Genomic DNA, 25,495 nt, shown 5'->3' on the forward strand with positions numbered 1-25,495 from the left:
AAAGAAATGATCCGAAACCAGTTCGAGCGCGTAATCAATGTATCATGCTAGAACACATCCAAGCCCAGACAGCACATGCACGGCGTGGCAAGCTTAAGAACGCGTTTCGATACGGTGTTGATTATGTCCTCACCGATCTTACTGAAGCGAAGCCTTGGCTGTTCTCGCGCAATCGGTTCAATCTGTGGTCAGTATGGGATCATAACCATGGCGGTATGCGCGCGCACGGTCGTGGTGTTGAGTGGTTTAAGGATGTGTTGGCGGATCGCGGCTTTGCCTTGGACGGGGCGCAGTTGTTGCTGCTCACGCAGCCCAGCTTTTTGTGGTTCAACTTCAACCCTGTCAGCTTCTGGATCGCGCTGCGCAATGGGAAGCCATGTGCATTTGTTGCAGAGGTCAACAGCACCTTTGGGCAGCGGCACTGCTATTTCTGTGCGCATGATGATTTTCGCCCGATCAATAGGCGCGATACCCTGACCGTTGACAAGCTGATGCATGTGTCGCCGTTTCAAAAGATAGCCGGCACATATCGATTTAGCTTTGGCATGGATGATGATGCTATCAACATTCGCATTGCGTTTGAGAACGGTGAGCAGGGTGTTGTCGCGACACTATCGGGCAAACGCCGCACAGCGACCAGTGCATCATTGTTGAAGGCCGCCGTGCGCCGCCCGTTTGGGTCGTTGCGGGTGCTGGCCTTGATCCACTGGCAAGCTGCGATCCTTTACCTCAAACGCGCTCCATTTTTGAGAAAGCAGACCGCGCCGAAACGCATGATGACCGATAGTCACAATTTTCACGGTGTAGACACATGACGAATATCGCTGGCAAGACCTATTGGCTTATCGGAGCGAGCGAGGGGCTTGGCCGTGCCTTGGCTATCAAGCTGAACGCCGAGGGCGCGCGGCTGATCCTGTCTGCCCGCAATGGTGAGCGGTTGGAAAGCCTACGTGCTCAGTTGGTTGAAGCACGAGTGGTCGCGTTTGATGTAACCGACGCCGATGCCGTGCTCGAGGCCGCTGCAAAGGTGGGTGACGTGGATGGAATGATCTACAACGTAGGCACCTACGAGCCGATGCCGGCGACGCAATGGGACGCAGGTTCGGCGCTGATGATGTGCGAAACAAATTTCATCGGCGCGATGCGTGTTCTCGGTAATGTGCTGCCCGGGCTTATCGAAAAGGGGCGGGGGGATATCACGCTTGTTGGTTCGCTGGCCGGGTATAATGGATTGCCCAAATCGATCGGCTATGGGGCGAGCAAAGCAGCCTTGGTCAGCCTTGCTGAAACCATGCGGTTTGATCTGAAAGGCACGGGCGTGACAGTGCGATTGGTCAATCCCGGCTTTATCAAGACCCGGCTAACTGAAAAGAACGAATTTCGCATGCCGATGCTGATGACGCCCGAAAAAGCCGCGGAAAAGGTGCTGAAAGCGATGCGCAAGCGGCGATTTCGGACGGATTTTCCCGCTCCGTTTTCATGGGCGATCCGCAGTTTGGCATTTATTCCCGACTGGTTGCTTTATCGCGGTAAATAGTCGGAGAAAGCGTAGGGTGAGGGGGCCAATACACAAGGCAATAGACCCCAATGAGGCCGCCAGAGACCCGGTGGTTTCAGCATTTACGGCTCACAGCTCAAATCCGGAACAACGGTTGCAATAAGCGAGGAACCAGCGCTCTGAAACGAAGGCGCGCGTCGGTTGCGGCGAGACAAATGCAAGCATCCCCTTCATCCGCTACCGGCGAATGTTCCAGTGTTTCATCGGCAATCTCAATATCGCCAACGCCAAAATGGCCCGTCTCATCGCTAAAGCTACCCTGCAACACGAGGGTCAGCTCCAGACCGTTGTGGCTGTGATCCGGCACGGCCTGTCCTGGCGGGATATAGAGCAGGCGCACAGAGCCCTCCGCATCGGCTGACAAGATATCCTGCTGCACGCCCATGCCCAGTTTTTCCAGCGCGGCGCGCGTCCTTTCAAGGCCTCCATAACCGGACCAGGGTATATGCCTTTGCGTTCGTAAACCGGCTCAGGCGTAACTGGCGCGTCGAGCAGGGCAAGAACCTCGTCCTTCAAAGAAGAGGAAATGGCGACAGTTCGGGTTTCATCCAGAACGGTCCCACCGACCGTTTGATGAGCTTCTAAAGCTGCGCGGCATTGCGCGCACACTGAAACGTGGCTTGCCACGGCAACAGCAAAAGAATGCGGAAGGTTGCCCGCCGCATAGGCCGCCAGCATGGCATCTGGGATATGGTGGGTGATGGCACTCATTGCTTGAGGTCCTTTAACTCGTGTCTTAGGCGCTCCAGCCCTAGCCGGATGCGTGATTTTATGGTTCCCAAGGGCAAGCCGGTCAGGGTGCTGATCTGCTGATGAGTTAGCTCACCCAGATAGGCCCGTTCGATGATCTCGCGCTGCTCGGGCTTTAAGCTGCCCAACGCTTGTTTCAATTGCTCGGCGTCTTGCTCTAGGCTCAAAATCTGACTGGCATCAGGTTCTGTATCGGGCGGTTGTTTCAGTTCCTCCGGCAAAGGCCGGTTTTCCTTGCGGGTGATGTCTATCTGACGGTTGCGGGCAATCTGATAAATCCAGGCAGAGACTTGTGCGCGGTGTGGGTCAAACATCGCCGCCTTGCGCCATACCGTTAACATTACGTCTTGGACGATCTCTTCTGCCTGATGCGGTGATGCCCCCGAACGTATGATGAAGCCCTTTAGCCGCGGCGCAAAATGATCAAACAACTCCCCAAATGCAGCGCGATCACGATTGTCGCGAACCGCAATCATCCATGTGGTCTGTTGCGAAAGACCGACTTTGCTTTTCGACACAGGTTTTCTTTCGTGGCGAGGCAGCGGAAGAGCACGCTTGGTGCTGCACGGGCTGGTTAAGGTCTGTATCATCATAACTATAATACGTAGCTCTGTGAAACATGGATCAGTTTTGCAGCGATCTTTTCCCCAAATGGCCAGATTAATGCGAAAAGGCACTTGGGCTCCGCCTCAACCCAATCCTTAAGCAAACCTGCGCAGGTGTGTCGAACTATGCGGAGATCGTCACCTCGACCGACTGATTTTGCAAGCTGACCTGACCAAAGCTGGTTAGAAAAGAAACTTCTGCTGCGTCCATTCCGACACCAATACGTGCAATCTGGTTTGCGGCGGCCATCCCCGTTGCATCGACAAGATGCCATGTGCCGTCAAGATAGACCTCGGCGACCGCATGAAAATCCTGCGGCGTGACGTAGGGCGCATAGACACTGGCAAACCGTGCGGGAATGGCAGAAGCGCGTGACAGGGCAATCATCACATGGGCATAGTCACGGCAAACGCCCTGACGTTGCACGAAAGTATCCAGAGCGGTCGTCTGCGCGTTGCTCGACCCCGGAACATATTTGAAGCTTTCAAAGATCCAGTCCCGCATTTCCGCAATGCGCGCACCGCCCTCGCTCGATCCGAATTCCGCTGCGACAAAGTTCTGCAATTCGTCGGAGGGGCAGTAGCGCGAGGGCATCAGGTATCGGATCGCGTCACTTGGCAACTGATGGGGCGGTGTCGCCGGCAATTGCGAGATATCCAGAGCGGGGCGATCGACCACGACATGCGAGACGTAAGTGTATTGGAAGTCCCGTTCTACCTGTAGCAGCCGGCGCTCTCCCACGCCGTCCTCTGCCGATACTTTGGACTGGTGCAGAGTATCACTCGTGGTGAATGATTTGTGGATGACACGCTGGTCTGCAAAATCGGGAACCTCGACCTGCAAGATAAGGTCCGTCGTGGACTCCACCGTGTAATGCATCTCAACGCCAATCTGAAGTTTCATGGCCGGTTTCCTTTGGCGAGGGCAGGACGTATCCGAGCCGTTTGCATCGAACACGCTGTGCGCACAAGCATAGGCTAGGTGAACTCCCTAAAGCGAGAAGACCTTTGCGCTGGACGGTATCCCGAAACCGCAGGTTCGCTTTGTCGGCTGCGCAATCTGGCGGCGACGCTTCGATCTGGCCGAGGCCGAGAATGTTCGCAATGACGCGCCGCACAGGCGCCTCACCGGGGATGACCGCGGAGTGGCAGAGGCCGCGTCGAGCTCCAATACCGGACGGTGCGCCATGTCGATTACAGCATGGTATCGCGCCTCCCGGGATGCCCATGGTTTTCGCAGGGCCTCATGTTGGGGAATTGCATCTCAGGCACTTTGCAACGTGTTCTGATTATCGGTGAACACCTTAAGGACCTTGAGCTCCCGCCGCTGCCCGTCGCGTGTTTCCCAGTGAAAGACCGCCCCTTCGGCAAGACCGATCAAAGCCACGCCGATCGGGGTCATGACGGAGATGCGGCCGGCAGAGATATCGGCTTCAGCCGGCAACACAAGGGTGATTGTGTGATCCTTGCCCTCGGTCTCGTCGCGGTAGGTGAACTTCCGCCCGAGATCGACCACATCCCCCCGCAGACGGGAAGGTGCGACTACGCGTGCGCGGCTTAACTCTTCGATTAACAGCTCGGCCAGATCGGGGTTGCGGCGCATCATCCTTTCGGAAAGGGGACCTCCAGCTCCGCCAGCCTTGTATTGCTGAGGACAATATTGGGGCGCCTGCTGCGCCGCGGATTTGTTTGGGTGGACATTCTGGTCTCCTTTAAGGCTGTTGAATGGATGTGAGGGTTGAATTGATGGGCGCCTAGGCGCCCTGCACGCCGAGCACCACGAGCTTGTCGATCCAGCCGTCCTCACGCAGGAGCGGCGTTTTCTGCATCTTGTGCATGCCAAGCAGCGTCGCACCCAAAAAAGAGGTCACGGGAATGCGTCCCGGCTGCATATCGGACACGAGCGTTAGCATGCCGGAGCGTTCGTTGCGACCGCTGGTCATGAAGGTAACGTGCCTGCCGACGGTGACGAGATCAGCCGGCGTCGGCTCGGGTGCGGCGCGTGCGAGACGCAACTTGTGCCGTAGAAAGCCTTCGATGAGCGTCGGGTTCGGGCACTCGGCCGTCAGTCCGAGGCTCAATAGCCGTTCAACACCGATCCAATCGGCGCGGGACAGCTGGAATCGACCCATCATAGAAGGGCATTTGGCCGTAGGTTGAAAAGCATCGGCAGTCGGCCGACTCATGGGATTGTTGATGTGCATGATGGTCCCCCGTAAAGGATTGCAGTCTCAAGGATGTAGTTGAGAAGGCCCCGGGGGTTGTAGAAACGCCTAAGCGTGCGCCACCCGGGGACGGGGGCGGTTCAGTAGCAGAAACCGATAATGATTCTCATGCGTAACCATGCCACAAGCCTACCGCGCAAAACGGGACTGTCAATCCGGCTGGAGTAAGGCTGAGCTTGTAAACTTATGTCGGTCGTAAGGGGAGCAGAGGGTTCTGCTGTAAATAGAAAATATGGGTCTTTTGCTTTGACGTTTAAATGTCCGCTTTGGGTCGAACATGCTGGGCATCCGGTGCAAGATCCTTCATAATGATAAAATGCCTGTCATCGAATATATCTATTCAGTTCATTCCGCCTTTGCCTATCTGGGCTCTGCCGAATTGAGCAAGCTATGCGTCGAATATAATGTGACCTTGATCCACAAGCCGATTTTGTTATCTCCAGTTGTGGAAGCGCAAAGCAGCCAACCATTTCGCGCGCGAACGCAGGCGCATGTGGACTATTTCTTCGGGCGCGAGATTGAAAGATGGGCTGAGTATCGCGATGTTCCAATTATCAATTTCCGACCGACTTACCACGATGCCGACTACAGCCTCGCCTCCGGAATGATCCTAACGCTCGGGGAGACGGGCACACATATCGATACGATGGCGCACGCCTTTCTCGAAGCCCATTGGCGCTACGACGCCGACCTTTCGAATCTTCAAACGCTTGCCAAGATAGCTGAGGATTTGGGACATGATGCGGATATGCTGCTGGCGCAGGCGGCGTCGGAAACGGTTCAAGACAAGTTGCAAGAAAATTCTACTTGGGCTCGAGAGCAGAACGTTTTTGGCTCACCAACCTATATTGTAGATGGAGACCCGTTTTACGGTCAGGATCATCTCGAATTAGTCAAACGTGCGCTTTCCCAACCGTTTGCTGCATCAAAGTGGTCCAATCCGCCCGTAGATTGAGCCTTGCAAGCTCAATATTAAGGCCAAAAGACAGCGCACCAGCGATTATCTCCGGGTAGCCACGGGCCTCAGCGAACAGTTCGATACCATCACGGTCATTCAAGGCCGTTCTCTCAAGCTTGCTTGCAGAGAAAGGTTTGTGACAATCGCCCGCAGTCAACGCTTGAGCTGATCTCAATATAAAGAACAATGCGATGGCTCTCATCGCGTCGCATCCTCAGATGTCACGTCAGTTGGGCCTACAGTTTCAAGAAATATCCGACTGACAAGAAATTACCCAAAGATGATGCAAGACTTGTTGGTCTAAATCAACGCAAACGGGGCTTCAACCACCAGAACCTTCCTCCAACTAGCGTCAAACAAACCAATATTTATCGCACCAAAAGAGAAAGTTGCCGAACTGTCCGTCGGCAGAGAGGCTAGCCTGGCTAGACTGCCCGCACACGCTGTGCGTAACATTGCATGAACCGCTACGCGTAAAGCTCACCGCAACAGGATGCCGGTATCGAAACTTCCGGAAAGTTCCTTGCAATTGTCGGTATCGACATCGCCGTAGAGGTCATTTGCGAGACACAGTGTAGCGGAAAAAGTACCCGTTAACTGCCCGTCTTGATGGATTGCTTCGTACCCCTCCAGCTTTACTGTGGGGGCAACCGGCGCGCCTGCGCTGGTGTAGAACGGCGGGCGCATCCCGTTCGTCGTGTAAATAAATTCTGCCGCCGTGGGCGGTGTGTCCGGCACTAAGGCACCCAAATAGGTCAAACTGATGCTGAGGACATTTTTTGACGAGAACTTCGGCTTTGGATGCGCTTGAATGCTGATGCTTGACAAACGCTCCCCACTCTTGAGGCTTGCCGATGCTATCAGGGCGTCGCCGGTACCGTCCGATATGGTGAACCAGTCCTGTGCTTCACCGTCCCATATGATCGAAACCGTTCCCAACTGCTCCGCTGCTGTGGCAGCTGGAAAACTGAATAAAATGAGGGCTGCAATCCGAAACAACATAAGCAAAGGAATAAAGTTCGCAAACGTGAATATCTTTCTTGAATTCATACAATATGCGATATGGATTGGCTTTGACCTGCGCCCCAAGTTCCCTCCATCTTTGCGCGGAGTCCTTAGGGTTAAATCTTTGGCGTTAAGCCGCCATCTTGTCCATTGCCTTTCTCTGCAAAAATTTCATCGGTGTCAGGTTGCCCAAGGCTGAATGTGGTCTGCGCCAATTGTAATCTTCCTGCCATTGTTCCAACATTTGTCTTGCATCCAGCAATGTGCCGAACAGTGTTTCGTTGAGGCATTCATCTCTGAGTTTGCCGTTGAAGCTTTCGATGAAACCGTTCTGCTGGGGCTTGCCTGGCGCGATGTAGTGCCAATCAATGACGGTATCCTGCACCCATTTGAGGATCGCCATGCTGGTGAACTCGGTTCCATTGTCCGAGACAATCGTCTTTGGCATGCCACGCTCAGCGATGATGCGGTCCAGCTCACGCGCAACCCGTTGGCCCGACAATGATGTGTCCGCAACCAGCACCAGGTTCTCTCGACTGTAATCATCCACGACCGCTAAGATGCGGAAGCGGCGACCATCCGTCAGCGCGTCAGATACAAAGTCCAAGCTCCAGCGTTGGTTTGGGCCATCCGGCAGCACCATCGGCTTTCTTGTACCCAATGCGCGCTTCCTGCCGCCTCTGCGCCGCACCTGCAGCTTCTCCTCGCGATAGATACGCCTGACCTTCTTATGGTTCACCTCAAAGCCTTCTCGCGCAATCATTACATGGATCCGACGGCAACCAAACCGACGCCGTTCCCTCGAAACGCGCTTGATGGCATCTCGCAGTTCAGCATCATCGCCACGTCGCGACGGATATCGTATCGTGGATCGATCAATCTGTAGCACATCACACGCCCGCCGCTGGCTGACCTGATGTTGCTCCATCAGGTGCGCCACAGCTTTCCGCTTCACGGCGGGCGTCACCATTTTTTTGAGTTGATGTCTCGCAACATTGCGTTGTCCAACATCTGTTCTGCCAACAGCTTCTTCAGCTTGCCGTTCTCGTCTTCCAACGCTCGCAACCGCTTCGCGTCAGACGGCTCCATACCACCATACTTCGATTTGTATTTGTAGAACGTCGCCGAGCTGATCCCGTGCCGCCGACATACATCAGCAGTCTTCTCGCCAGATTCCTGTTCCTTGATCATCGCTATGATCTGTTCGTCCGTAAATCGTGCCTTCATTTGTCCGTCCTTTTGTTGGCCGGACTCTACACAAATCTGGAGGAGATTCAGGGGCTCAGGTCACCTTCAACCGCTACCCCGTTTCACGCTAAGTAGTCTTCTGCTTCTGCGCTTCTGTACAAGCCTTCTGCACTCGTGGCGTCTTCAACCGCCTTTCTCACATCTTCTTTGGTCAGGTCGAGCATCCGGTAGGTTCCCGTCTTTTTCAGTTTGGTTATGGCCTCGATGCGTCGAAAGGTTGCTAGATTGTCGGCAGCATATTTCGCCAGCCCTTTGAGCTTCGGCAATGCATCCGCGAGATGATCCCCATGTGGGTCGATCAAATCGGCTGCGATGGTGCCATCGTCCTTCTGTACGAAGAAAATGAAGTCTGGGCGGACCATGCGGTTTTCCCCCGCCTCTTCATAGATAACCCCAAGGGAGTCTTGGCTTGCTCGTGCCGGGTTACGATACCAACCGATGCTGCCTTCCTTTTGAAGCTCGGCACGTAGGACGGCGGGTTCCCACGATGAATTGAAGGCGTCTGGAAACAGACCTTCCTCATCGCAAAGTAGATGACGCTCGAACCGATCAAGGTCGTATTCCTTGCCGTTAGGTTCGCGTGCCGATGTGGGTTGTAGCCACATATTCGGGCGGGCGATTTCGACTGGAAGCGGGTCCGTGCTCATTTCCCTAATCTGGCGGTAGGCTTCCTGCCGCTCATCGGTAAGGCCCTTGATCGCCTCTTTGTGCGCAGCAAGCCATTCCTTGGCCAGCTTCTCCGCCTCGGCCTCTAGGTCTTCCTTGATCTTGGGCACCAGTCCGATTGCGGCGATGATCGTGTGCGCCTCGATCAGTGCTTCTTCGTCATCCTCTTCGTCTTCCATCCCTGCGGCCAAATGCTCAGCATAGGTCGTGGCAAGGTCAGGGCTGATGGCGCGTCCGGCTCGTTTGTATGCGTCTTCGATAACGGCATAGTCAGCAGCTTCAACGAAGTCGTTGAAGGTCATCTTTTGCGTCTTCGTGTCTGCCGACAGGGTTTTCCCCTCCACGGTCATGACTGATGCACGGGCCTCGTTGATTTGTGTGTCATGGGTCACCAGAGCGGCGTCCAGAACAGCGTGCATCGCTTCATGGGCCTTTCTACCAGCGTCGGGCAAGAGGTCGTCCATTGCCAGTTCATGCGCTAGCGCTGTCAGGCGTTTGACTGGGCGGGCCTGCTTCTTTGGCAAGGTCTGGGAGGGGAGCGAAGTTAGCTTGTCCCAAACCCCTTCGGGGATCGCCGGATTAGGCTTCATTTCACGCGGATTGATCAGGACGCGGCGACCGGGCAGTTCTTCGCCGCTTTCACCGCCTTTCATCAGCTCGTCCACGACTGCCGTCACGGTTTCCTTGTTGAAGTGAGGCAGAAGGCAGTCCACGGCGTTTAGCCGGTCGTTCCCCGAAATCCGCCTCGCGAGTGGGGTTCGCACCATCCGCCCCAAAAGCTGCGTGATGTGGGTCTTGTCGGACGCTGCGCGAAGCGAGACCATGACTTCGGCGCGGGGGCAGTCCCAACCGGTGCTGATCGCGTTCTTGGCGATGAGGATGCGCACCCAATCGTCCTGTTGGACCCTCTGAGGCTCGATGTAGGGAACGGTGTGCCGCCCAAAGGTCTCGGTTTTGTGTTCGCCAAACACGTTGGCAATGCTGTCTTCGGGCAGGTCTGGAAACCGCTCAAGGATCACGTCCAGCCAATTCCCAATGTCTTTAGGGTTCGGTGCATCTGGCACTTGCAGCACCATGAGCGGCTGCACCTTGCTCCCGTCGCCCTGCTCTTGCGCATAGGCCTCCCAGGCTTCGGTGATCTCGCGCAGCTTGTCGGCCCCACGGCGTAGAAGCACGGTTTCGAAATCGCCAACCTCGTCGGGCACGTCCATCGTGATCGTGTCTTTCAAAAGGCCTGATGCCTGCACCAACCCGGCGTCCACCTGAACATGCGGCAGGATCGTGCGTCCTTGCATATCCTTCATCGCCTTGTTGAAGCGGTCCACGGTGGCAGAGATACCCCAGACAATCGGAATGGCAGGCGTGCTGCCAGAGCCGTTGATGAGCTGTTTGACGATGGTCTGCCTGCCAGAAGCGGCGGCAACCCCGCCATCGGCCTTCATGCCCCTGTGTGCTTCGTCCAGCACGAGGTAGAGCGTCAACTCGGGGTCTTCGATGGTGTTACGGATCGTGTCCCAAATCGTGAAGGCGCGCATGTCGGGCATGATCTTTTGCCCGTCTGCGGTTTCTAGGCTGTCGTCGTCCGGGTCGTGGCCGCGCGTCAGGAGGCTGCTCTTGGAAAGTTTCTGCGTGTTGAGGAAGTAGATTTTCCCGGCTTCCAAGGTCTCACGGTTGAAGGTGTTTTCGACCGTCACAAGGTCGGAAATGGTCAGCTTGTCGGAGGCCTCCTGCAAGCGCCATTTGGATTGCGTGTTGAGCGACGGGTCATCGCTGAACCAGATCACGACCGCGCCGGGGTCGGGTTCGAACTCCAATTCGTCATTGCCGAATAACAGCGCCTCGAACACGGCGGCGGCCATCACGGTCTTACCGGAGCCGGTGGTGGCGGCGAGGGAAAAGGCGGTTTTCATGTCGTGGTCTTGCCAGAACACCCGCGCCTTCTTCATGTTGTCCAACACGTCCGCGACGGCTTGGGTCTGATAGTCGATAAGCGTAAATTTCATGTCTCAGCGCCCCATCGCGAAGCGGAAATTGGTCAGGTAGGATTCGTAAAGGCGCACAGGCTCGACCCCGGCGGGCAATTCCCGCGTGATGGCCTGAAAACGGCGTTCGTCATCGGTGACGATATAGGCGATGCGGATACCATCCTTGGCTGCGATCTCCGCGCAGAACGGGGCGGCACGGTCGAGATTGGTCAGAAGGCCATAGGTATCTGCCACCTCCCAACCTTCCGCTGGCTCCTTGTCGATCCGCCGCCCTTCGCTGCCTGCCCGCATCCATAGGAGCGGGGCAATCCGCGCGAAAGCGCGGTTGTGGGCGATTTTGACCGGGGTTTCATAGGTGAGGGTGAAGAACTCGGCGTTTTCCTCAAAGCCCTCGGCCATCGGGAATTCGTCGGTGAACTTGTAGTCGCCCTTGATTGGCGCGCCTTCTGGCGTCTTACCGGTTATGGTAGCTTCGATGCGGGGCTTTGTGATGTAGTCGCAGATGCCCCACTTTTCCCAATCGGGATCGCCGGGTCGAAGGTCAGTCGTACGCAACTTTGTGTGTTCGTCGGCGGCGACTTCATTGTTCGTCACTGAAATGCATTGACGGCGACCACCATCTTGTCGGTTCAGGCGCATGACCGCATGGGCTGTAGTCCCCGATCCTGAAAAGAAATCCAACACGACAGCGGAAAAGTTATCGCCGCAGAGTATTCTCAAAACGTCTTCGACAGCGTAGAGGCTTTTAGGGAAAGGAAATTCTCGACCTGGTATTATCTCCCGGATTAGGTCGCTTCCATGTGACTGGGCGTTATGCGACTCGATAGCCCACTGAGTGGTCGGGTTTTTCCGTTTTCCCTCTACGAAGCTGACAATCGCTGCTCCGCTTTCCTCGTAACCAGTAATCTTGATACGGCCCTCTTCAATATCTTGGATCGGACCCGTTGTCAGATAGTATATTGTTACCTTCTTCTTCCCGCGCCCGGAAAATACTGCCTTCACGAATCCCTTCTTCAGGCGCTCTTTTAGTGTTGGAGCAGTAAGGCCCCAGTTCATTTCTCGAATGTCGCCCTTGTCGCGAATCGGAAGCACCGTGAGACAGCCGTCCAAATCTGATGCGCTAGTTGCTGGTTCGTCGGGAGACATTGGTTCGCCAACATCAACAATTCTTCCTGTCTTTTTGTCTACGTAGATCGGATAGAATTGCTCAGGGCCGCCCTTGGGAGTCCCTCTTGCCGACTCAACATCTGATCGCCTCAAACTGGCCCAGCGAACACTACCGCCAGCAACGTCAACTTCTTCTGGCTTAATCCTGTGAGCGCCCAGAAATGCAAAGAAAAGAAACTCGTTGGTGCGCGAAAATTCGTTATCGCGAATAATTCCTTTCGCATTGATTTGCGATGAAACCATCTGCACTCTCGCTTCGGGAAAAACCTGTTTTATCAATAGCCCAAGATTGAGAAACTCTTTTTCATCGATGCTGCAAACAAGCGCCGATGCTTTGGGGTTAAGAAGGTCTCTCGCAACTTTGAGCCGTCGTTCAATAAAGGCAAGCCACTTCGAGTGTCGGTAGAGATCGTCCTTCCCCACATAGTCGTTGTTATACTTCCAGTCATTTGCTCCCGAATTATAAGGTGGATCAATGTAGATCACGTCGATCTTCCCGCGATGGGTGAAGGTCAGTGCCTCTAAGGCATGGAAGTTCTCGCCGTTGATTACGGTGTGATAGGGCTTGTCGCCGCCGCGTTCGACCTTTCCAGTGCTGACAACGCCGGGGTAGATGTAATCGCGAAACTCTGCGACCACGATCAGATCGGCCACGGCAACTTCCTGCGTCTCCGGCTCTGCCGCGCCGATCAGCTCCACCTGGGCCCTACGCTCGGCCCCTCTGCCGGACAGGCTGCGCACCTTCCAAAGCCTTTGGTCGCCCTTCTACGTCTCGCCGCGCGGGGGCAGGACGCGCACCTTGTCGCCCTTGCGCACTGGCCGCCCCGGCAGCTCCACGCTTTCGGGCCGGTGCCGTTCAAAGTTAAGGCCAAAGGCGCGACGGTTGGTCAGTGCCTTGAACTCCCGTTCTAGCTCTCGCCCCAGATCGGCGTCTTTCCCCTTCGCCTGCGCGATGAGATCGGTCAGGCGAGACATGGGCGGGCCTCCTGTTGGGTGAGGTGCATGGGGGTAGGTGTGCGGCTGTTTCGGATCATCTTCTTGCTCTTGCGGCGAAATGGCCGGTGTCTGTTAACGATTGAAAAGGAAGGGTTTCTTCCGATCGTCGTCAACTTCGCATTTAAGGGCGCAAGAGGCTAGGGGGAAGTAAAAAGCTCCGGGCAGGATAAACCCACCCGGAGCAATAGCAGTATCTCCCAACTGCAAAGGGTTCGTATCCTGTGACCTGTTATCTTGCCCTCAATCCTTCAACGTAACTACTATATAATTGTTTTCAGGCAGTTTTTCCATGTCCCGTACCAGACTAGCGCGCGAGGTTGGGTGGCGGGGTCTTTCCGTAGTTCCATGCGTACGATCTCGGCCGCGGCCGGTGAACGCGTGGGCTTCGGTTCCTCAAGCACTTTTTCAGGTCTCGTGCCGGTTTCTTTTTGGCCCCATCAACGTCTGTTTTGGTGAAGCTGCAAAGCAGCACAGGCATACCTAGCCAACGGCAGCTCTGCGCCGTGTGCATATTTGTTGATTGAGATCGGACTTGTGTGAGATCAGTTGCTTGACGCTGTGGAGTCCATGAAATATGTGATGAACTCACTGAGCGGGCGTTGTGTAGTGGTAAGACCTTAGCCTTCCAAGCACAGAACATATGTTTCCCTGACATTCTTTGAGTTGCCAAGTCATTCAGTTCATGCAAGAAATTGTTGCAGGGTCATTCCTGTTGTTTCCCTGTGTTTCAATTCAATACCTACAAAAAGCTGACAAAATGCCAAAGCTCACAGAGACCTTCGCTCGCAAAGTTCCGCAGACAAAAACGGGGACAGACAAGCACTGGGACAGCGAGATTAAAGGGCTAGTTCTGTTCGTCGGCAAACGGTCCAAGACATGGTATTTCCAAAAGGACGTCGGCGGTGTCACCAAGCGGGTACTGATCGGCCGTTTTCCTGTAATCTCATCTCAAGCAGCACGCCAAACTGCTTTGGGCCTCGCGTTGGAAATGGGGCGAGGGGCAGGTAAAATGGCCCAAGCTGGCGCGCCCACCCTCGAGGCTGCCATGGAGGGATATTTGGTTCGGCCGAAGTTGAGATCGGATGCGCATAAATCTACCCTACGTCAGCAGTTTGACTTGCACTTGAAAGAGTGGCTGCGGCTTCCTCTCGATGAGATATCCAAGAAAATGGTGGTGGAGAAACATCGGTCAATGGCGGATCGCCCATCGGCAGCGAACCATACCCTGAAGTATTTCAGAACAGTTTGGAATCATGCCCGACGGGTGCATGATCTTCCAGAACCTCCTACGATTGCGATCGAGTGGTATGAAGAGCAGCCAGCCGGGCATATCATCGAGGACCTGAAGAACTGGAGCCGATCTGTCAAAGGTCTGCCTAACCCAATCCATCGTGTTTTCTACGAGTTACTATTGTTCACAGGACTCCGCAAAACCGAAGCATTGACCCTTGAATGGAAAAATGTGCACGAAGATCATATCCACTTGCCCGTAACCAAAAACGGCCGCAGCTTCGACTTGCCGATCCTGCAAGCGCATCACGAGATTCTAGCGCCTATGCGCAATCTAAGCCGCCAATGGGTGTTCCCATCTCCAAAATCAAAGACTGGCTACATAACCAACCCAGCTTCTATCCCTTGGAGCCCGCACGCGCACCGGCGAACCTTTGCTACCGTGGCGATGGAAGCCGGGATTATGGAGGAGGTTGTAGGGCGGCTACTTAACCACACGCCGTTGTCGATTACTGGGCGAAGGTACGTAAAGCCTTCTCTTGATGCGCTGCGAGCCCCGATGGAGATTGCGTGTAAAGAAATAGGCACCAGGATTACGTGAAATGTCTGACAAGAAAGCTGGCGCGTCTCGAGATTGGATTTTAGACGAGGGCTATTTCCCGCGTGCTAACGGAGGTTTGAGGAGGAACCCTGAAGAGTTCTTCGATGCGGAACCGGAAGAGTTCAAGGCGTTTTGGGTGCAACTGAAGGCGGTGTTTTCGCAGCACTTTAAAAGCAGGGAGAAACTCGACTATTGGATTGTCGCGGATTTTTTCTGGAAGCGTCGATTTTCGTCTTTGAATGAGTTCTGGAGCAAAAACGAGGTGCTTGATGATCTGGCCGCCCTCCGACGATATTTGATTGGGATCCCGGCTATTTTGAAACGGCTCCCAGATGCAATTTCGGACGAACTGCGATCTGCGGCGATCAGGCCGATTGTCGGTCCAGTAGCGGATTTGGGGTGGGGGGCAGAACTGCGCTCAGATAGTTTTCTGGAAATGCTGCCGAGTTATAAAGCTCACAGGTTTCTGGTTTCGATTGAAGAGCACGTGCCCGAAATCTTACCGTTGCTTGAAGCGGCAACTCGTGTGGCAAATTCTGGCACGCCTGTTGGGAACAAGGGGTTGGAGGCTTGGAGAACCGTGAATGCGTGTGTGGAAGTATGTGAACTTTTGCCAGGTTATATCCAGGTTCCCAAGCATATGAACAACGCTGGACCTTTCTACAGGCTTCTCTCGGATGTCTTTGATGTAATGGAACACCCTGAGGACCCAGTTTCAGCCTTCAGAGGCTGGAGCCGGCATGTGGGTAGGACAGCTGAAGAAAACCCCTGAGCTGCCCATGAAGCGTCTGTAAACGAAGTTCACTGTGAAGCCTCAAGCATTATTGAGGAGTAGTGACATGCCCGCAGAATACCTAACCGCACGCGAAGCGGCAGCTTATACCAGTCTGAGTGAAAGCTATCTCGCGAAACTTCGTATGGGAACCAGCCGCACAGAAGGACCAGCTTACATTCTGGTTGGTCTACGCGCTGTTCGCTACAAGCGTTCCGCGTTGGACGATTGGATGGATGGACGCGCACATGGAAAGCAAAATAGCGCGGTGGCTAAATAAATGGCTAAAGTTAACAAAAAAGGACGCAACAAATACGAGCACGGAACCTTCATTCCGAGGAGCCTAATCTCTACAGAAGCTTGGGCTACAATGTCTCCCAAGGCGCAAATGCTATACATTTGGTTGCGTCTTGAATGGAAAGGGAGCCGCGCCAACAACAACGGCAAGATCAAATTAAGCTGCAGGCAAGCTTCGAAGTGTCTTGGCATTGGAGTCAACGCCACGATGCGGGCGTTCCACGAATTGCAAGCCAAAGGGTTCATCGTTGTTACGCAGCTTGGCGCTCTTGGTGTTGAGGGAGAGGCCCGTGGCCCTAGCTATGAACTCACAGATATCGGCATGCCAAATCAAAGCCCTCGGAAATTGTACCTCAAATGGCGCAGTGGCAAAGACTTCGAGGTCAAGCGACACCATGCCAACAATCCCTCGGGCAAGCGCGGAAAACAAAATCCCTGTATCTAAATGCGATACGGACCTGTCAGCATATCAGTGACGTTTAGTGGAGCCCCTTCTCTAAAACGGAAACGTGCCATCATCAATCTGGCAACGTTTCGCGTCATAAGTCGATGGGACTCTGTCTTCAGATTGGAGACATCCTTAATACCATACACTTGGTGCGAGTTAGAGCAGAGCGGCCTCTTGGCATCAATTATCTTCGTTTACCTCGAATGGAAGTAAAGGACCGGGGGGGGGGTATCAAAAAACCTATGGCCGCGGACTGTTACCGGCGCGTAAACAACTTTAAACGCACGGGCCAATTTAGAGAAAAAAGCCCAAGTTTGCGGTTGCTCAGCAAGGCTCATGGAGTGTGTTTTCGCTTAGTAGCAGATGTCGCGACAATGTACGCCATGAGCTTCTGCTTATCCGTCTTCTTAATTGGAGGGCAGGATTATAAAAAATAATTGCGCACGGTTTTACGAATTTAAGTCGTGGCTCAATTTCTTTCGCCATGTTTGTTGACCGATTGCGCGGAGGATTTCGACGATGCGAAGATCGACCTCGGATCTGCGCCCGCGGCGGTTCTGAATTAAGACAAGTTGGCGCACTAGGCTCGGCGTGCAAAACGGTATGGTCGATAGATTTTGCTCTAACGGTGGAGCAAGCAACCTTTGCGGGACGATGGATACGCCGTGACCGTAAGCCACAAGCCGTTCCATCGCGTCGAGTGCGTCGAGTTCCATCTCTTCGTGTACGTTGATTCCGCGGGATTGCAGGCGCGCAGCCACGCGCTGGCCCAACCAAGCGCGCTTGTTGAAGGCAATGTAGGGCAGGGCGAGAAGGCGTTCGCGGTCGGTTTCGATGTTAGCAAGCGATTTCGGGCCGATCACATATGTTGGTTCTTCAGCGATGCTCGTTACTTCTAATTCTTCATGGGCAATCCTTGGCGAGGTAACGAGCGCGAAATCGATTTCGCGGGCGAGCACTTTGTTCGCCAATTCACCTGAGAGACCCGACTTGATCAGAAGTTGAATCGAAGGAAAGGCATTGCGGAAATCGGTAAGGAACCTGGGCAGTATTTCCTGCAGGTTGGTTGGGACGAAACCGATTGAAATCTGTGCGGGAAGCTCTTCGCCACTTGCTGCTATTCTGATTTTTTCAATTTCTGCCAATGCTTTGCGAGCGGCGTTGGCGACAGCGATTCCCTCTGCAGTGAGCGTTGGAGGGCGACTGCTTCGATCAAACAATTGTGCTCCTAGATGAGCTTCGAGTTCCTTCATCTGAATGCTTACAGCTGACGGACTGAGGCCAACGGTGCCGCCTGCAGCGGCAAAGCTTTGTGTCTCTAGAAAAGCGGTAATTGTTCTTAGTTGACGGAGGTTCATGAGAGCATCCTATGTGTGGCTGATTACGTTTAACATAAATTTTTCTCACTTAAATCGTAAAATGTTTGCGTTAGGTTTGCGACAATTGTTGATCTACGCTCGCTTCATGTTCAAATTTACAGACCCACAATCCAAATCGACTGGGCCACTCGCCGGACTTCGTGTGCTTGACTTGTCTCGAATTCTTGCTGGCCCGACCTGCACTCAATTGCTCGGTGACCTGGGCGCGGACGTAATCAAGATAGAGCGTCCGGGAGTAGGCGATGACACACGTCGCTGGGGCCCGCCGTTCGTAATGGGGCGTGATGGCAACCCGACAGATCAAAGCGCCTATTTCGTGTCCTCCAACAGGAACAAGCGTTCGGTCGCGCTGGATATCAGCCTGCCGGAAGATGCCGAAGCCGTGCGTAGAATGACCTGCGATTGCGATATTTTGGTTGAGAACTTCAAGACCGGGGGACTTGAGAAATATGGGCTGGATTATAAAACGCTTTCCCAGCTCAATCCCGGCTTGATCTACTGTTCGATCACAGGGTTTGGCCAGTCGGGCCCCAATGCTACGCGTCCTGGATATGATCTTTTGGCGCAGGCTTTTGGCGGGATCATGAGCCTAACCGGTGAACCGGAGGGCGAGCCAATGAAGGTTGGCGTGGGCGCAGCTGATGTTATGTGCGGCATGTATGCCAGTTCAGCCGTTCTTGCTGCTTTGCATCACCGGGAGAAAACTGGTGAAGGGCAACATATCGATTTAGCGCTTGTGGATACGCAGGTGGCATGGCTGGTGAATGGGGCAACCAATTATCTGGTCTCGGGCGAATTGCCCCAGCGTTTTGGCAACCAACACCCCAATATCGTACCCTACCAAGTTTTCGAAACAAGTGACGGGCATGTCATTGTCGCAGTTGGTAACGACGCGCAGTTTCAGGCATTCTGTAGGGTGCTTGAATGCCCTGCGCTGGCAGAAGATTCGCGGTTCGTGACCAACGAGGCGCGTCTCGCCAATCGTGACGCATTAATCGCGATTATTGCAGCAGAGCTGCGCACGCATTCCAAGTCATGTTTGCTTGGGAAAATGGAAGCTTCCGGTGTTCCAAGCGGCCCGATCAACCGTCTCGATGAAGTGTTCGCGTCGGAACAGGTTGGGGCGCGGGCAATGAAGATATCCATGCCGAGCAAAGATGCGCTGGAGGGTGAAATCAACCTGATTGGCAATCCGATCAAGTTTAGCCGGACACCGGTTACCTACAGGCGCTCGCCACCCACATGCGGTGCAGATACCCAAGAGGTACTGCGCGAATTCGGGTTGTGGCGCGAAAATAACGCAGAAACGGAAGTTGAAACAAATGATACCTGAAAGCCAAGCCATTTTGGATGAGATCGCCGTTGAGGCGCGCGCTTTAGCGGAAGGGGAGTTTCGCTCGCGGGCGGCCGAAGTTGACGCCACCGAAGCCTATCCGTGGGACAACGTGGCGAAGTTGCGCGATGCCGGCTTTATGGGGATGACGATTCCCAAAGAGTACGGTGGACGCGGTCTTTCTTACCTTGCTGCTGTGACAGTCGTTGAGGAGATGGCACGGTGCTGTGCCACGATGGGCCGGATCACCGTGGAGGCCAACATGGGTGCGGTTGGCGCCATTATGCAATACGGCAGCGAAAAGCAAAAACAGCTTGCTGCTGATCTCGTTTTGTCCGGCGACAAGCCTGCAATTTGTATTACGGAACCCGGCGCTGGTAGCGCTGCGACCGAAATGACGACCACTGCTGAGAAAAAAGGTAACACATACGTATTGAACGGCACCAAATACTGGATCACAGGCGGGGGTGTTTCGAAGCTGCACCTGATTTTTGCGCGGCTTTTTGAAGATGGCGAATTCAAGGGCATCGCTGGGTTTATCGCGGAACGGGGCAAGTCCGAGGGTCTGATCATTGGCGAGCGCGAGCCGGCCATGGGAGTGCGCGGGATTCCAGAAACATACCTTCATTTCAATGACATGAAGGTTCCTGAAGACATGATCGTAGTGCCGCCAGAAGGCATCAAACGTGGTTTTGCTGGACTAATGCGTGCGTATAACGCGCAACGCGTAGGGGCCGGCACCGTTGCACTTGGTATTGCGCAGGGCGCTTTCGACATTGCTGTGGACTATGCGCGAAATCGAGAGCAGTTCGGCCGGCCAATCGCCGAGTTTCAAGGCTTGCAGTGGATGATCGCCGACATGTCCATAGGCCTCAAGTCGGCCCGCGCTTTGTTGCGATCCGCTGCAGCAACCCAGGTTGGCGGCTTTCCAGATATTACCGCCGCTGCGCAAGCCAAAATTCTGGCTTCGGAAACCGCTCAGAAGGTGGTGAACGATGCTCTGCAGATCCACGGTTCAATGGGGTATTCACGCAACCTTCCGTTGGAACGCGCTGTGCGCGATGCGCGAATGTTCACCATCGCCGGGGGAACTGCCCAAATTTTACGAACTCAGGTCGCGGCAGCGGTTTTGGGAATCAAGACGCCGCAAACTCGAGATGGCTACACTCGGCTTTTCAGTAAAGCTGATGGCGTAACAGTGGCAGCCAAATAAGGCCGTTGGACGTTTAGAAAGGACGGTATCGCATGAAGCATTACGAGAACATGGACGGGTTGGTTTTTACGGCTAGTGCCCCCGAAAGTGCGAACCGTTTCTCGGAGTTGAGCTCGGCATACATGGGCTTTCGCAGGGATACCGGTTCAATCCTTAAAAACATGCTCGCGGAAGACCCCGACATGCCCATGGCACGTTGCGCGCAGGGCTATTTTGCAAAGCTGTTTGGGAGTAGCAACCAGTCGAGGAAAGCACAGGAAATCAGTGGCGAATTGAACGTTCTTCTTGAGCGTGTGAATGCGACCGATCGAGAACAAAATCATGCTGCTGCTCTAACGGCGTGGTGCGCGGGTGAATTGGATCAGGCGTCTCAGCTTTGGGAAGAGATATTGCTGGATGATCCTAATGACGGGATGGCGCTTCGACTGGCCCATTTTACCCATTTTTATTCGGGTGATCCGCGTCGGATGCGAGATTCTATGGCACGTATCCTTCCGCTCTGGTCGGAAAACCATCGTGACTACGGGTTCCTACTGGGGATGTACGCCTTTGGGTTGGAGGAATGCGGTGAGTATGGGAAAGCCGAGAGTTTTGGGCGACAAGCGGTTGAACGCAACCCAGCTGACGCCTGGTCGGTCCATTCCGTCGCGCATGTATTGGAGATGTCGGAACGCCACGAGGAAGGTATCGGTTGGGTTAAAGGGCTCGAGGAGCATTGGTCGACCGTCAACAATTTCCGTTTCCACCTCTACTGGCATCGGAGCCTCTATCATTTGGAGCGAGGCGAGTTCGATACGGTTCTTGCGCTCTACGACGAGCAAATAGTTTCGGATATCGACTCGGATTTCTATCTCGACATCTGCAATGCCTCATCGCTCCTTTGGAGGCTCGAGATGTTCGGCGTGGATGTGGGGAGCCGCTGGTCCGATCTTGTTGCCGTGGCGCGAACCCATGTGAAGGACACGGACCTTATCTTTGTTTCGCTGCATTACCTGATGGCGCTGGTTGCAGGTGGTGACAGGGAAGCCGCGGAAGAGATGATCGATAACATAGAGAAATGGTCGCAGCTTGGTGATACACAAGCGAAGGTTTGCGCCGAAAGCGGGCTTGCTCTTGCCAAGGGTTTAAGGCTGGCTCGGGACGGGAAATATGCCGCCGCTGCCGATCATATTGAACCGGTGAAATACGCGCTCGACCGGATCGGCGGAAGCCGGGCACAACGCGATCTCTTCCATATGATTTTGCTAGACGTAACCCAATCAAGCCAAGACATGCTCAGGGCTCGTGCGCTCTTTTCAGAGAGACTTGGGCACAAGGTGCACTCTGACTGGACGTGGCATCACTATGCGAGAATTCAAGAGCAACTGGGCAATCCTCAAGGCGCTCAGGTGGACGCTTGGTTCAAGGCGGGGACGCGAGCGTCCTAATCAATGAAAATGAACGACACGATGGATCAGAAAACAGAGATGAAGCACCTCGGAGACGAGTTTCGTTCGCACAGTTCTCATTGGGGGGCGTTTCGTGCCCGCTGGGACGGTGAGCGCTTGCAAGTCACGCCCCGGGCTGATGATCCTGATCCGTCGTCATTGCTACAGAACATCCCGGATGCGCTGCGTCACAAAGCGAGGATCGCGAGGCCTGCAATCCGAAAGGGGTGGCTGGAAGGTAAGGGAGCGGGAAGTCGGCGTTCCGGAAATGATTTCATCGAAATGCCGTGGGATGAGGTACTAGACCTCTTGGCAGAAAAACTTCGCTCTACGCGTGACGAGCATGGACCGGAATCCATTTTTGGTGGGTCATATGGATGGGCTTCTGCAGGGCGTTTCCATCACGCGCAAAGCCAGGTGCACAGGTTTCTGAACACGGCGATGGGCGGCTACGTTCGCTCGGTCAACAATTATAGCGCTGGCGCGGCGCTGGTTGTTTTGCCGTATGTCTTCGGACCTTACGCAGATGTAACTATGCGAAATGTAACCTGGGAACAGGTCGAAGCGCATACAGACATAGTGCTGGCCTTTGGTGGGTTGCCAACCAAAAACACGTCGGTTGCCAGCGGAGGCATCAGTTCGCATATTGAGCGGCCCAGCATGGTCGCCGCTCATCGCCAAGGCACGCGGTTCGTCTCAGTCAGTCCAATGCGCGATGATATGATCGACGAGGTCGAGGCTGATTGGTTTGCATCAAGGCCATCAACCGATGTGGCCTTCATGATGGCGCTGGCGCATGTGTTGGTGTCCGAAGGGCTGCACGATCGCGGTTTTCTGGATCAATACACGTCAGGGTATGACAGGTTCGAAGCCTATCTGATGGGGCGCATTGATGGCGTTGCGAAAACACCGGAATGGGCCGCGGAGATCACGGGAATTGATGCAAATCGAATTCGTGCGTTAGCACTTGATTTGCCTAAGAAACGTGTCTTGATCGTGACGGCACAATCGCTGCAACGGGCACGGTACGGCGAACAACCGATCTGGATGGCCGCGACCCTTGCGGCAATGTTGGGACAGATTGGTTTGCCTGGCGGTGGTTTCAACTACGCGCTTGGATCATTGGCGCACTACGGTCGCCAACAGGGCAGTGCGACGCTGCCTGCATTGCCACAGGGTCAAAACGGCGTAGAGACGTTTATCCCGGTCGCACGGATCGCGGATATGCTGCTGAATCCAGGTGCCGGATATGATTATAACGGTCAAAAGCTGACCTATCCAAAGATAGAATTGATCTATTGGTTAGGGGGCAACCCATTTCATCACCACCAAGATATTAACCGTTTGAAGGCGGCGTTTGACCAGGTAGAGACGCTTGTTGTGCACGAATCCGTCTGGACGCCGATGGCGCGATACGCCGATGTGGTTCTTCCAGCGACGATAACGCTGGAGCGCAACGATCTGGCGTGCGGAAGATCAGACCCCACGATGATTGCGATGCAACAGGTGGCGCCTCCTTTTGCTCAGGCGCGAGATGACTTTTCGATTTTTGCAGCTCTTTCGCGTCGGCTTGATGTTGAGCAGGCGTTCACCGAGGGACGCAGTGCGGACGAATGGGTGCGGCATTTTTATGAAAATACGCGCCGACAACTTCTTGAACGAGGCGAAGATGCACCCGACTTCGATAGCTTTTGGAGCAAGGGCGAAGTTGCGTTGCCACAAGACCCGGACGACGGAGGGATTTTGCGCGCTTTTCGGCAAGATCCCCAAGGATCGCCGCTGCCCACGGAAACTGGCAAGATTGTTGTGTTCTCTGAGACGATTGCATCATTCGGTTACGACGATTGTCCGGGCCATCCTGTTTGGTTGGAGCCAACGGAGGTGCCGATGACACCTGACATGTTTTATCTTGTCGCGAACCAACCAGCGCGTCGGTTGCATAGTCAGCTGGATTTCGGTGCCCATAGCGTCGCTGGTAAGACATCACAACGCGAAACGCTCAGGATGCATCCTGAAGATGCTGAGAGATTGGGTGTTGGAGACGGCGATATCGTCAAGATTTCTAACCGGCGAGGTGCCTGCCTTGCAGGAGTGGCATTAACCGATGCAATTCTACAGGGCGTGGTGAATTTGCCGACAGGGGCTTGGTATGACCCTGAATGCCCGAATGGCGAGGCACCGCTTTGTGTCCATGGGAACCCCAACGTGTTGACCAAAGACATTGGAACCTCACGTTTGTCTCAAGGCTGTACCGGCCAAATAACCTTCGTATTTATCGAGCGTTTCGACGGCCCTCTGCCGCCAGTGCGCGCATACGACCCGCCTGCTTGTCTGGCAGCGCGGAACACTATGGAAGGACAATGCTCATAAGGCTTTCTGATCAAGCACCTTCCTAGAACACCCAAGCCGGACCTGCATCCCAGATAAAGGCAAGCCCGGCGTGATGTTCACTCCCGCGCAATAAGTCGCTGTGCGGTTAACCCGGAGAAACCCGGGACATTCAAAAAATAAACAAACCCAACAACAAGGAGACTCCTCATGAAAACCGTTTTCAAGATAGCAAGCAACGCGGCTGTCGTTGGCTTGATGGCACTTGGCGCCCCGATGGCCCAGGCTCAATCCAAAGAGCCCGCCCCTACAATCAAACAAGTGCAAGAGAGAGGCCATCTGCTTTGTCCCAGTCACGTTGGCACCTACAAAGGTTTTGCAGAAGTTGACGACAAGGGCGAATGGCAAGGGCTCGATATTGAATTGTGCCGCGCAGTTGCGACCATGATGTTAGGCGACAAGACAAAAGTCGAGCTGGTGCCACTGAGTTGGGCGCAGCGGTTTCCTGCCCTTCAATCTGGTGATGTCGACATTATCATCAAAGTGACAGGTTGGACGATGTCGCGTGACACCGAACAAAACCTACAGTTTTCCATGCCTTACTTTGTTGGTGGTACCCAATTTGCTGTTCGTAAAGATCTGGGCATTACCTCGGCCAAGGAATTGAACGGTGCTTCGATCTGTGTCGCCGCCGGGACATCGCTTGTCCGGTTCGCGTCCAACTGGCTGGAAGGTCAAGGTCTTGAATTCAAGATGATCCAGTTCGAAAAGGATGAAGAAGCACAGTCCGCTTACAACGCCGGACGTTGTGACAGCTATATCCAGTGGGGTCCAAACCTGGCTGTGTTTCTCACGAATGCGAAAGGCGGAACCGAAGAAAACATGGTGTTGCCAGAGCTCGTAGACTTCGGGTTGGCGTCGATCACCATGCGTGAAGGCGAGCAGCAGTTGGTCGACTCGATGAACTGGCTTATCAGCATTCTGTTGCAGGCCGAATTCGAAGGGGTGAACTCGCAAAATGTTGACGAAATGCGTGCCAACCCGACAAACCCCACCGTGGCCAAGCTGTTGGGTGTGGATCCGGGCCTTGGTGAGCGGTTGGGGCTTAGAGATGATTGGGCCTATGACGTGATCAAACAGGTCGGCAACTATTCCGAGATCTATCACAAAACCATGGGCGACAAATCTCCCTACAAGCTTCCGCGGGGCTTTAACAACCTGTGGAACAATGGCGGTGTGCTCTACCCACTCACGCTCGACTAAATAGCCAACCATAATTCCGGGGCCGGCCGAGATGGCCCCGG

The 25,495-nt window shown here is 54.4% G+C and carries 21 protein-coding genes and 2 pseudogenes; 12 read left to right on the forward strand and 11 right to left on the reverse strand.

What is annotated here, in order from left to right:
• The first annotated feature begins 44 nt into the window (after nucleotides 1–44).
• The gene (locus N4R57_02860) at nucleotides 45–815 is read left to right on the forward strand and encodes a DUF1365 domain-containing protein (protein ID UYV39496.1); all 771 of its coding nucleotides are present in this window, start codon (nucleotides 45–47) and stop codon (nucleotides 813–815) included.
• Nucleotides 812–1,537 carry an SDR family NAD(P)-dependent oxidoreductase gene (locus tag N4R57_02865; protein ID UYV38062.1) on the forward strand — a complete coding sequence of 242 codons (726 nt, stop codon included), beginning with the start codon at nucleotides 812–814 and terminating at the stop codon, nucleotides 1,535–1,537. The genes N4R57_02860 and N4R57_02865 overlap by 4 nt, the downstream gene beginning before the upstream one ends.
• 97 nt (nucleotides 1,538–1,634) lie before the next feature.
• Here N4R57_02865 and N4R57_02870 read toward each other — a convergent pair.
• The 5 genes and pseudogenes from N4R57_02870 to N4R57_02890 form a co-directional block, all read right to left on the reverse strand.
• Nucleotides 1,635–2,269, reverse strand: a pseudogene (locus N4R57_02870) (ChrR family anti-sigma-E factor).
• Complete coding sequence (locus N4R57_02875; protein ID UYV39497.1) at nucleotides 2,266–2,784, reverse strand: sigma-70 family RNA polymerase sigma factor; 519 nt, start codon at nucleotides 2,782–2,784, stop codon at nucleotides 2,266–2,268. The pseudogene N4R57_02870 and the gene N4R57_02875 overlap by 4 nt, the downstream one beginning before the upstream one ends.
• Before the next feature lie 253 nt (nucleotides 2,785–3,037).
• Nucleotides 3,038–3,817 carry a transglutaminase family protein gene (locus tag N4R57_02880; protein ID UYV38063.1) on the reverse strand — a complete coding sequence of 260 codons (780 nt, stop codon included), beginning with the start codon at nucleotides 3,815–3,817 and terminating at the stop codon, nucleotides 3,038–3,040.
• A 360-nt stretch (nucleotides 3,818–4,177) separates the two neighbouring features.
• A pseudogene (gene rnk / locus N4R57_02885) lies at nucleotides 4,178–4,614 on the reverse strand (nucleoside diphosphate kinase regulator).
• A gap of 53 nt (nucleotides 4,615–4,667) precedes the next feature.
• Nucleotides 4,668–5,117, reverse strand: a complete 450-nt coding sequence (locus N4R57_02890; GenBank protein UYV38064.1) for a hypothetical protein — start codon at nucleotides 5,115–5,117, stop codon at nucleotides 4,668–4,670.
• A gap of 298 nt (nucleotides 5,118–5,415) precedes the next feature.
• Between N4R57_02890 and N4R57_02895 the strand changes: the two genes are divergently transcribed.
• Nucleotides 5,416–6,093, forward strand: a complete 678-nt coding sequence (locus tag N4R57_02895) for a DsbA family protein (protein UYV38065.1) — start codon at nucleotides 5,416–5,418, stop codon at nucleotides 6,091–6,093.
• A gap of 483 nt (nucleotides 6,094–6,576) precedes the next feature.
• On the opposite strand, the gene N4R57_02900 is transcribed toward N4R57_02895, so the two are convergent.
• From N4R57_02900 to N4R57_02920, 5 genes are all read right to left on the reverse strand, one after another.
• Nucleotides 6,577–7,146 (reverse strand): hypothetical protein, encoded by a 570-nt coding sequence (locus N4R57_02900; GenBank protein UYV38066.1) that lies wholly within the window; start codon nucleotides 7,144–7,146, stop codon nucleotides 6,577–6,579.
• Between the two features lie 85 nt (nucleotides 7,147–7,231).
• Nucleotides 7,232–8,328 (reverse strand): IS3 family transposase gene (locus N4R57_02905; protein ID UYV38067.1). Its coding sequence is split into 2 segments (ribosomal slippage): nucleotides 7,232–8,079 and nucleotides 8,079–8,328, totalling 1,098 coding nucleotides; the frame shifts between segments, so codons are not numbered across the junction.
• Nucleotides 8,329–8,411: 83 nt separating this feature from the next.
• A complete protein-coding gene (locus tag N4R57_02910) occupies nucleotides 8,412–11,018 on the reverse strand; it encodes a DEAD/DEAH box helicase family protein (GenBank protein UYV38068.1) in 2,607 nt (868 codons plus the stop codon).
• Between the two features lie 3 nt (nucleotides 11,019–11,021).
• Complete coding sequence (locus N4R57_02915; protein ID UYV38069.1) at nucleotides 11,022–12,908, reverse strand: DNA methyltransferase; 1,887 nt, start codon at nucleotides 12,906–12,908, stop codon at nucleotides 11,022–11,024.
• 24 nt (nucleotides 12,909–12,932) lie between these two features.
• Complete coding sequence (locus tag N4R57_02920; GenBank protein UYV38070.1) at nucleotides 12,933–13,142, reverse strand: hypothetical protein; 210 nt, start codon at nucleotides 13,140–13,142, stop codon at nucleotides 12,933–12,935.
• A gap of 778 nt (nucleotides 13,143–13,920) precedes the next feature.
• On the opposite strand from N4R57_02920, the gene N4R57_02925 reads away from it, so the two are divergent.
• From N4R57_02925 to N4R57_02940, 4 genes are all read left to right on the forward strand, one after another.
• Complete coding sequence (locus N4R57_02925) at nucleotides 13,921–14,994, forward strand: integrase family protein (GenBank protein ID UYV39498.1); 1,074 nt, start codon at nucleotides 13,921–13,923, stop codon at nucleotides 14,992–14,994.
• Between the two features lies 1 nt (nucleotide 14,995).
• Nucleotides 14,996–15,766 carry a hypothetical protein gene (locus N4R57_02930; protein ID UYV38071.1) on the forward strand — a complete coding sequence of 257 codons (771 nt, stop codon included), beginning with the start codon at nucleotides 14,996–14,998 and terminating at the stop codon, nucleotides 15,764–15,766.
• 67 nt (nucleotides 15,767–15,833) lie between these two features.
• Nucleotides 15,834–16,046, forward strand: a complete 213-nt coding sequence (locus N4R57_02935; protein UYV38072.1) for a helix-turn-helix domain-containing protein — start codon at nucleotides 15,834–15,836, stop codon at nucleotides 16,044–16,046.
• Nucleotides 16,047–16,508: a hypothetical protein gene (locus N4R57_02940; protein UYV38073.1), complete on the forward strand. Its 462-nt coding sequence runs from the start codon at nucleotides 16,047–16,049 to the stop codon at nucleotides 16,506–16,508.
• A gap of 452 nt (nucleotides 16,509–16,960) precedes the next feature.
• Here the strand turns inward: N4R57_02940 and N4R57_02945 are convergent, their stop codons facing one another.
• Entirely contained in the window at nucleotides 16,961–17,869 is a 909-nt protein-coding gene (locus N4R57_02945; GenBank protein ID UYV38074.1) for a LysR family transcriptional regulator, read from the reverse strand.
• A 106-nt stretch (nucleotides 17,870–17,975) separates the two neighbouring features.
• Here N4R57_02945 and N4R57_02950 point away from each other — a divergent pair, with 106 nt between their 5' ends.
• The 5 genes from N4R57_02950 (at nucleotide 17,976) to N4R57_02970 (ending at nucleotide 25,454) form a co-directional block, all read left to right on the forward strand.
• Nucleotides 17,976–19,223, forward strand: a complete 1,248-nt coding sequence (locus N4R57_02950; protein UYV39499.1) for a CoA transferase — start codon at nucleotides 17,976–17,978, stop codon at nucleotides 19,221–19,223.
• Nucleotides 19,213–20,436: an acyl-CoA dehydrogenase family protein gene (locus tag N4R57_02955; GenBank protein UYV38075.1), complete on the forward strand. Its 1,224-nt coding sequence runs from the start codon at nucleotides 19,213–19,215 to the stop codon at nucleotides 20,434–20,436. Before N4R57_02950 ends, N4R57_02955 begins: the two co-directional genes overlap by 11 nt.
• Nucleotides 20,437–20,468: 32 nt before the next feature.
• Entirely contained in the window at nucleotides 20,469–21,863 is a 1,395-nt protein-coding gene (locus N4R57_02960; GenBank protein ID UYV38076.1) for a tetratricopeptide repeat protein, read from the forward strand.
• Nucleotides 21,864–21,872: 9 nt separating this feature from the next.
• Nucleotides 21,873–24,233 (forward strand): molybdopterin guanine dinucleotide-containing S/N-oxide reductase, encoded by a 2,361-nt coding sequence (locus N4R57_02965; GenBank protein ID UYV38077.1) that lies wholly within the window; start codon nucleotides 21,873–21,875, stop codon nucleotides 24,231–24,233.
• A 168-nt stretch (nucleotides 24,234–24,401) separates the two neighbouring features.
• Nucleotides 24,402–25,454, forward strand: coding sequence for a transporter substrate-binding domain-containing protein (locus tag N4R57_02970; protein UYV38078.1), 1,053 nt, complete (start codon nucleotides 24,402–24,404; stop codon nucleotides 25,452–25,454).
• The last annotated feature ends 41 nt before the right edge of the window (nucleotides 25,455–25,495 follow it).

It is taken from the genome of Rhodobacteraceae bacterium D3-12 (assembly GCA_025916135.1).
Lineage (GTDB): Bacteria > Pseudomonadota > Alphaproteobacteria > Rhodobacterales > Rhodobacteraceae > JAKGBX01.

Excerpts from the sequence above, each read along its gene's own strand:
- N4R57_02970 (UYV38078.1), top strand. The coding sequence starts at position 24,402 with ATGAAAACCGTTTTCAAGATAGCAAGCAACGCGGCTGTCGTTGGCTTG.
- N4R57_02880 (UYV38063.1), bottom strand. The coding sequence starts at position 3,817 with ATGAAACTTCAGATTGGCGTTGAGATGCATTACACGGTGGAGTCCACG.
- N4R57_02935 (UYV38072.1), top strand. The coding sequence starts at position 15,834 with ATGCCCGCAGAATACCTAACCGCACGCGAAGCGGCAGCTTATACCAGT.
- N4R57_02920 (UYV38070.1), bottom strand. The coding sequence starts at position 13,142 with ATGTCTCGCCTGACCGATCTCATCGCGCAGGCGAAGGGGAAAGACGCC.
- N4R57_02955 (UYV38075.1), top strand. The coding sequence starts at position 19,213 with ATGATACCTGAAAGCCAAGCCATTTTGGATGAGATCGCCGTTGAGGCG.
- N4R57_02950 (UYV39499.1), top strand. The coding sequence starts at position 17,976 with ATGTTCAAATTTACAGACCCACAATCCAAATCGACTGGGCCACTCGCC.
- N4R57_02900 (UYV38066.1), bottom strand. The coding sequence starts at position 7,146 with ATGAATTCAAGAAAGATATTCACGTTTGCGAACTTTATTCCTTTGCTT.
- N4R57_02965 (UYV38077.1), top strand. The coding sequence starts at position 21,873 with ATGAACGACACGATGGATCAGAAAACAGAGATGAAGCACCTCGGAGAC.
- N4R57_02940 (UYV38073.1), top strand. The coding sequence starts at position 16,047 with ATGGCTAAAGTTAACAAAAAAGGACGCAACAAATACGAGCACGGAACC.
- N4R57_02860 (UYV39496.1), top strand. The coding sequence starts at position 45 with ATGCTAGAACACATCCAAGCCCAGACAGCACATGCACGGCGTGGCAAG.
- N4R57_02865 (UYV38062.1), top strand. The coding sequence starts at position 812 with ATGACGAATATCGCTGGCAAGACCTATTGGCTTATCGGAGCGAGCGAG.
- N4R57_02910 (UYV38068.1), bottom strand. The coding sequence starts at position 11,018 with ATGAAATTTACGCTTATCGACTATCAGACCCAAGCCGTCGCGGACGTG.
- N4R57_02875 (UYV39497.1), bottom strand. The coding sequence starts at position 2,784 with ATGATTGCGGTTCGCGACAATCGTGATCGCGCTGCATTTGGGGAGTTG.
- N4R57_02960 (UYV38076.1), top strand. The coding sequence starts at position 20,469 with ATGAAGCATTACGAGAACATGGACGGGTTGGTTTTTACGGCTAGTGCC.
- N4R57_02945 (UYV38074.1), bottom strand. The coding sequence starts at position 17,869 with ATGAACCTCCGTCAACTAAGAACAATTACCGCTTTTCTAGAGACACAA.
- N4R57_02930 (UYV38071.1), top strand. The coding sequence starts at position 14,996 with ATGTCTGACAAGAAAGCTGGCGCGTCTCGAGATTGGATTTTAGACGAG.
- N4R57_02890 (UYV38064.1), bottom strand. The coding sequence starts at position 5,117 with ATGCACATCAACAATCCCATGAGTCGGCCGACTGCCGATGCTTTTCAA.
- N4R57_02925 (UYV39498.1), top strand. The coding sequence starts at position 13,921 with ATGCCAAAGCTCACAGAGACCTTCGCTCGCAAAGTTCCGCAGACAAAA.
- N4R57_02895 (UYV38065.1), top strand. The coding sequence starts at position 5,416 with ATGCTGGGCATCCGGTGCAAGATCCTTCATAATGATAAAATGCCTGTC.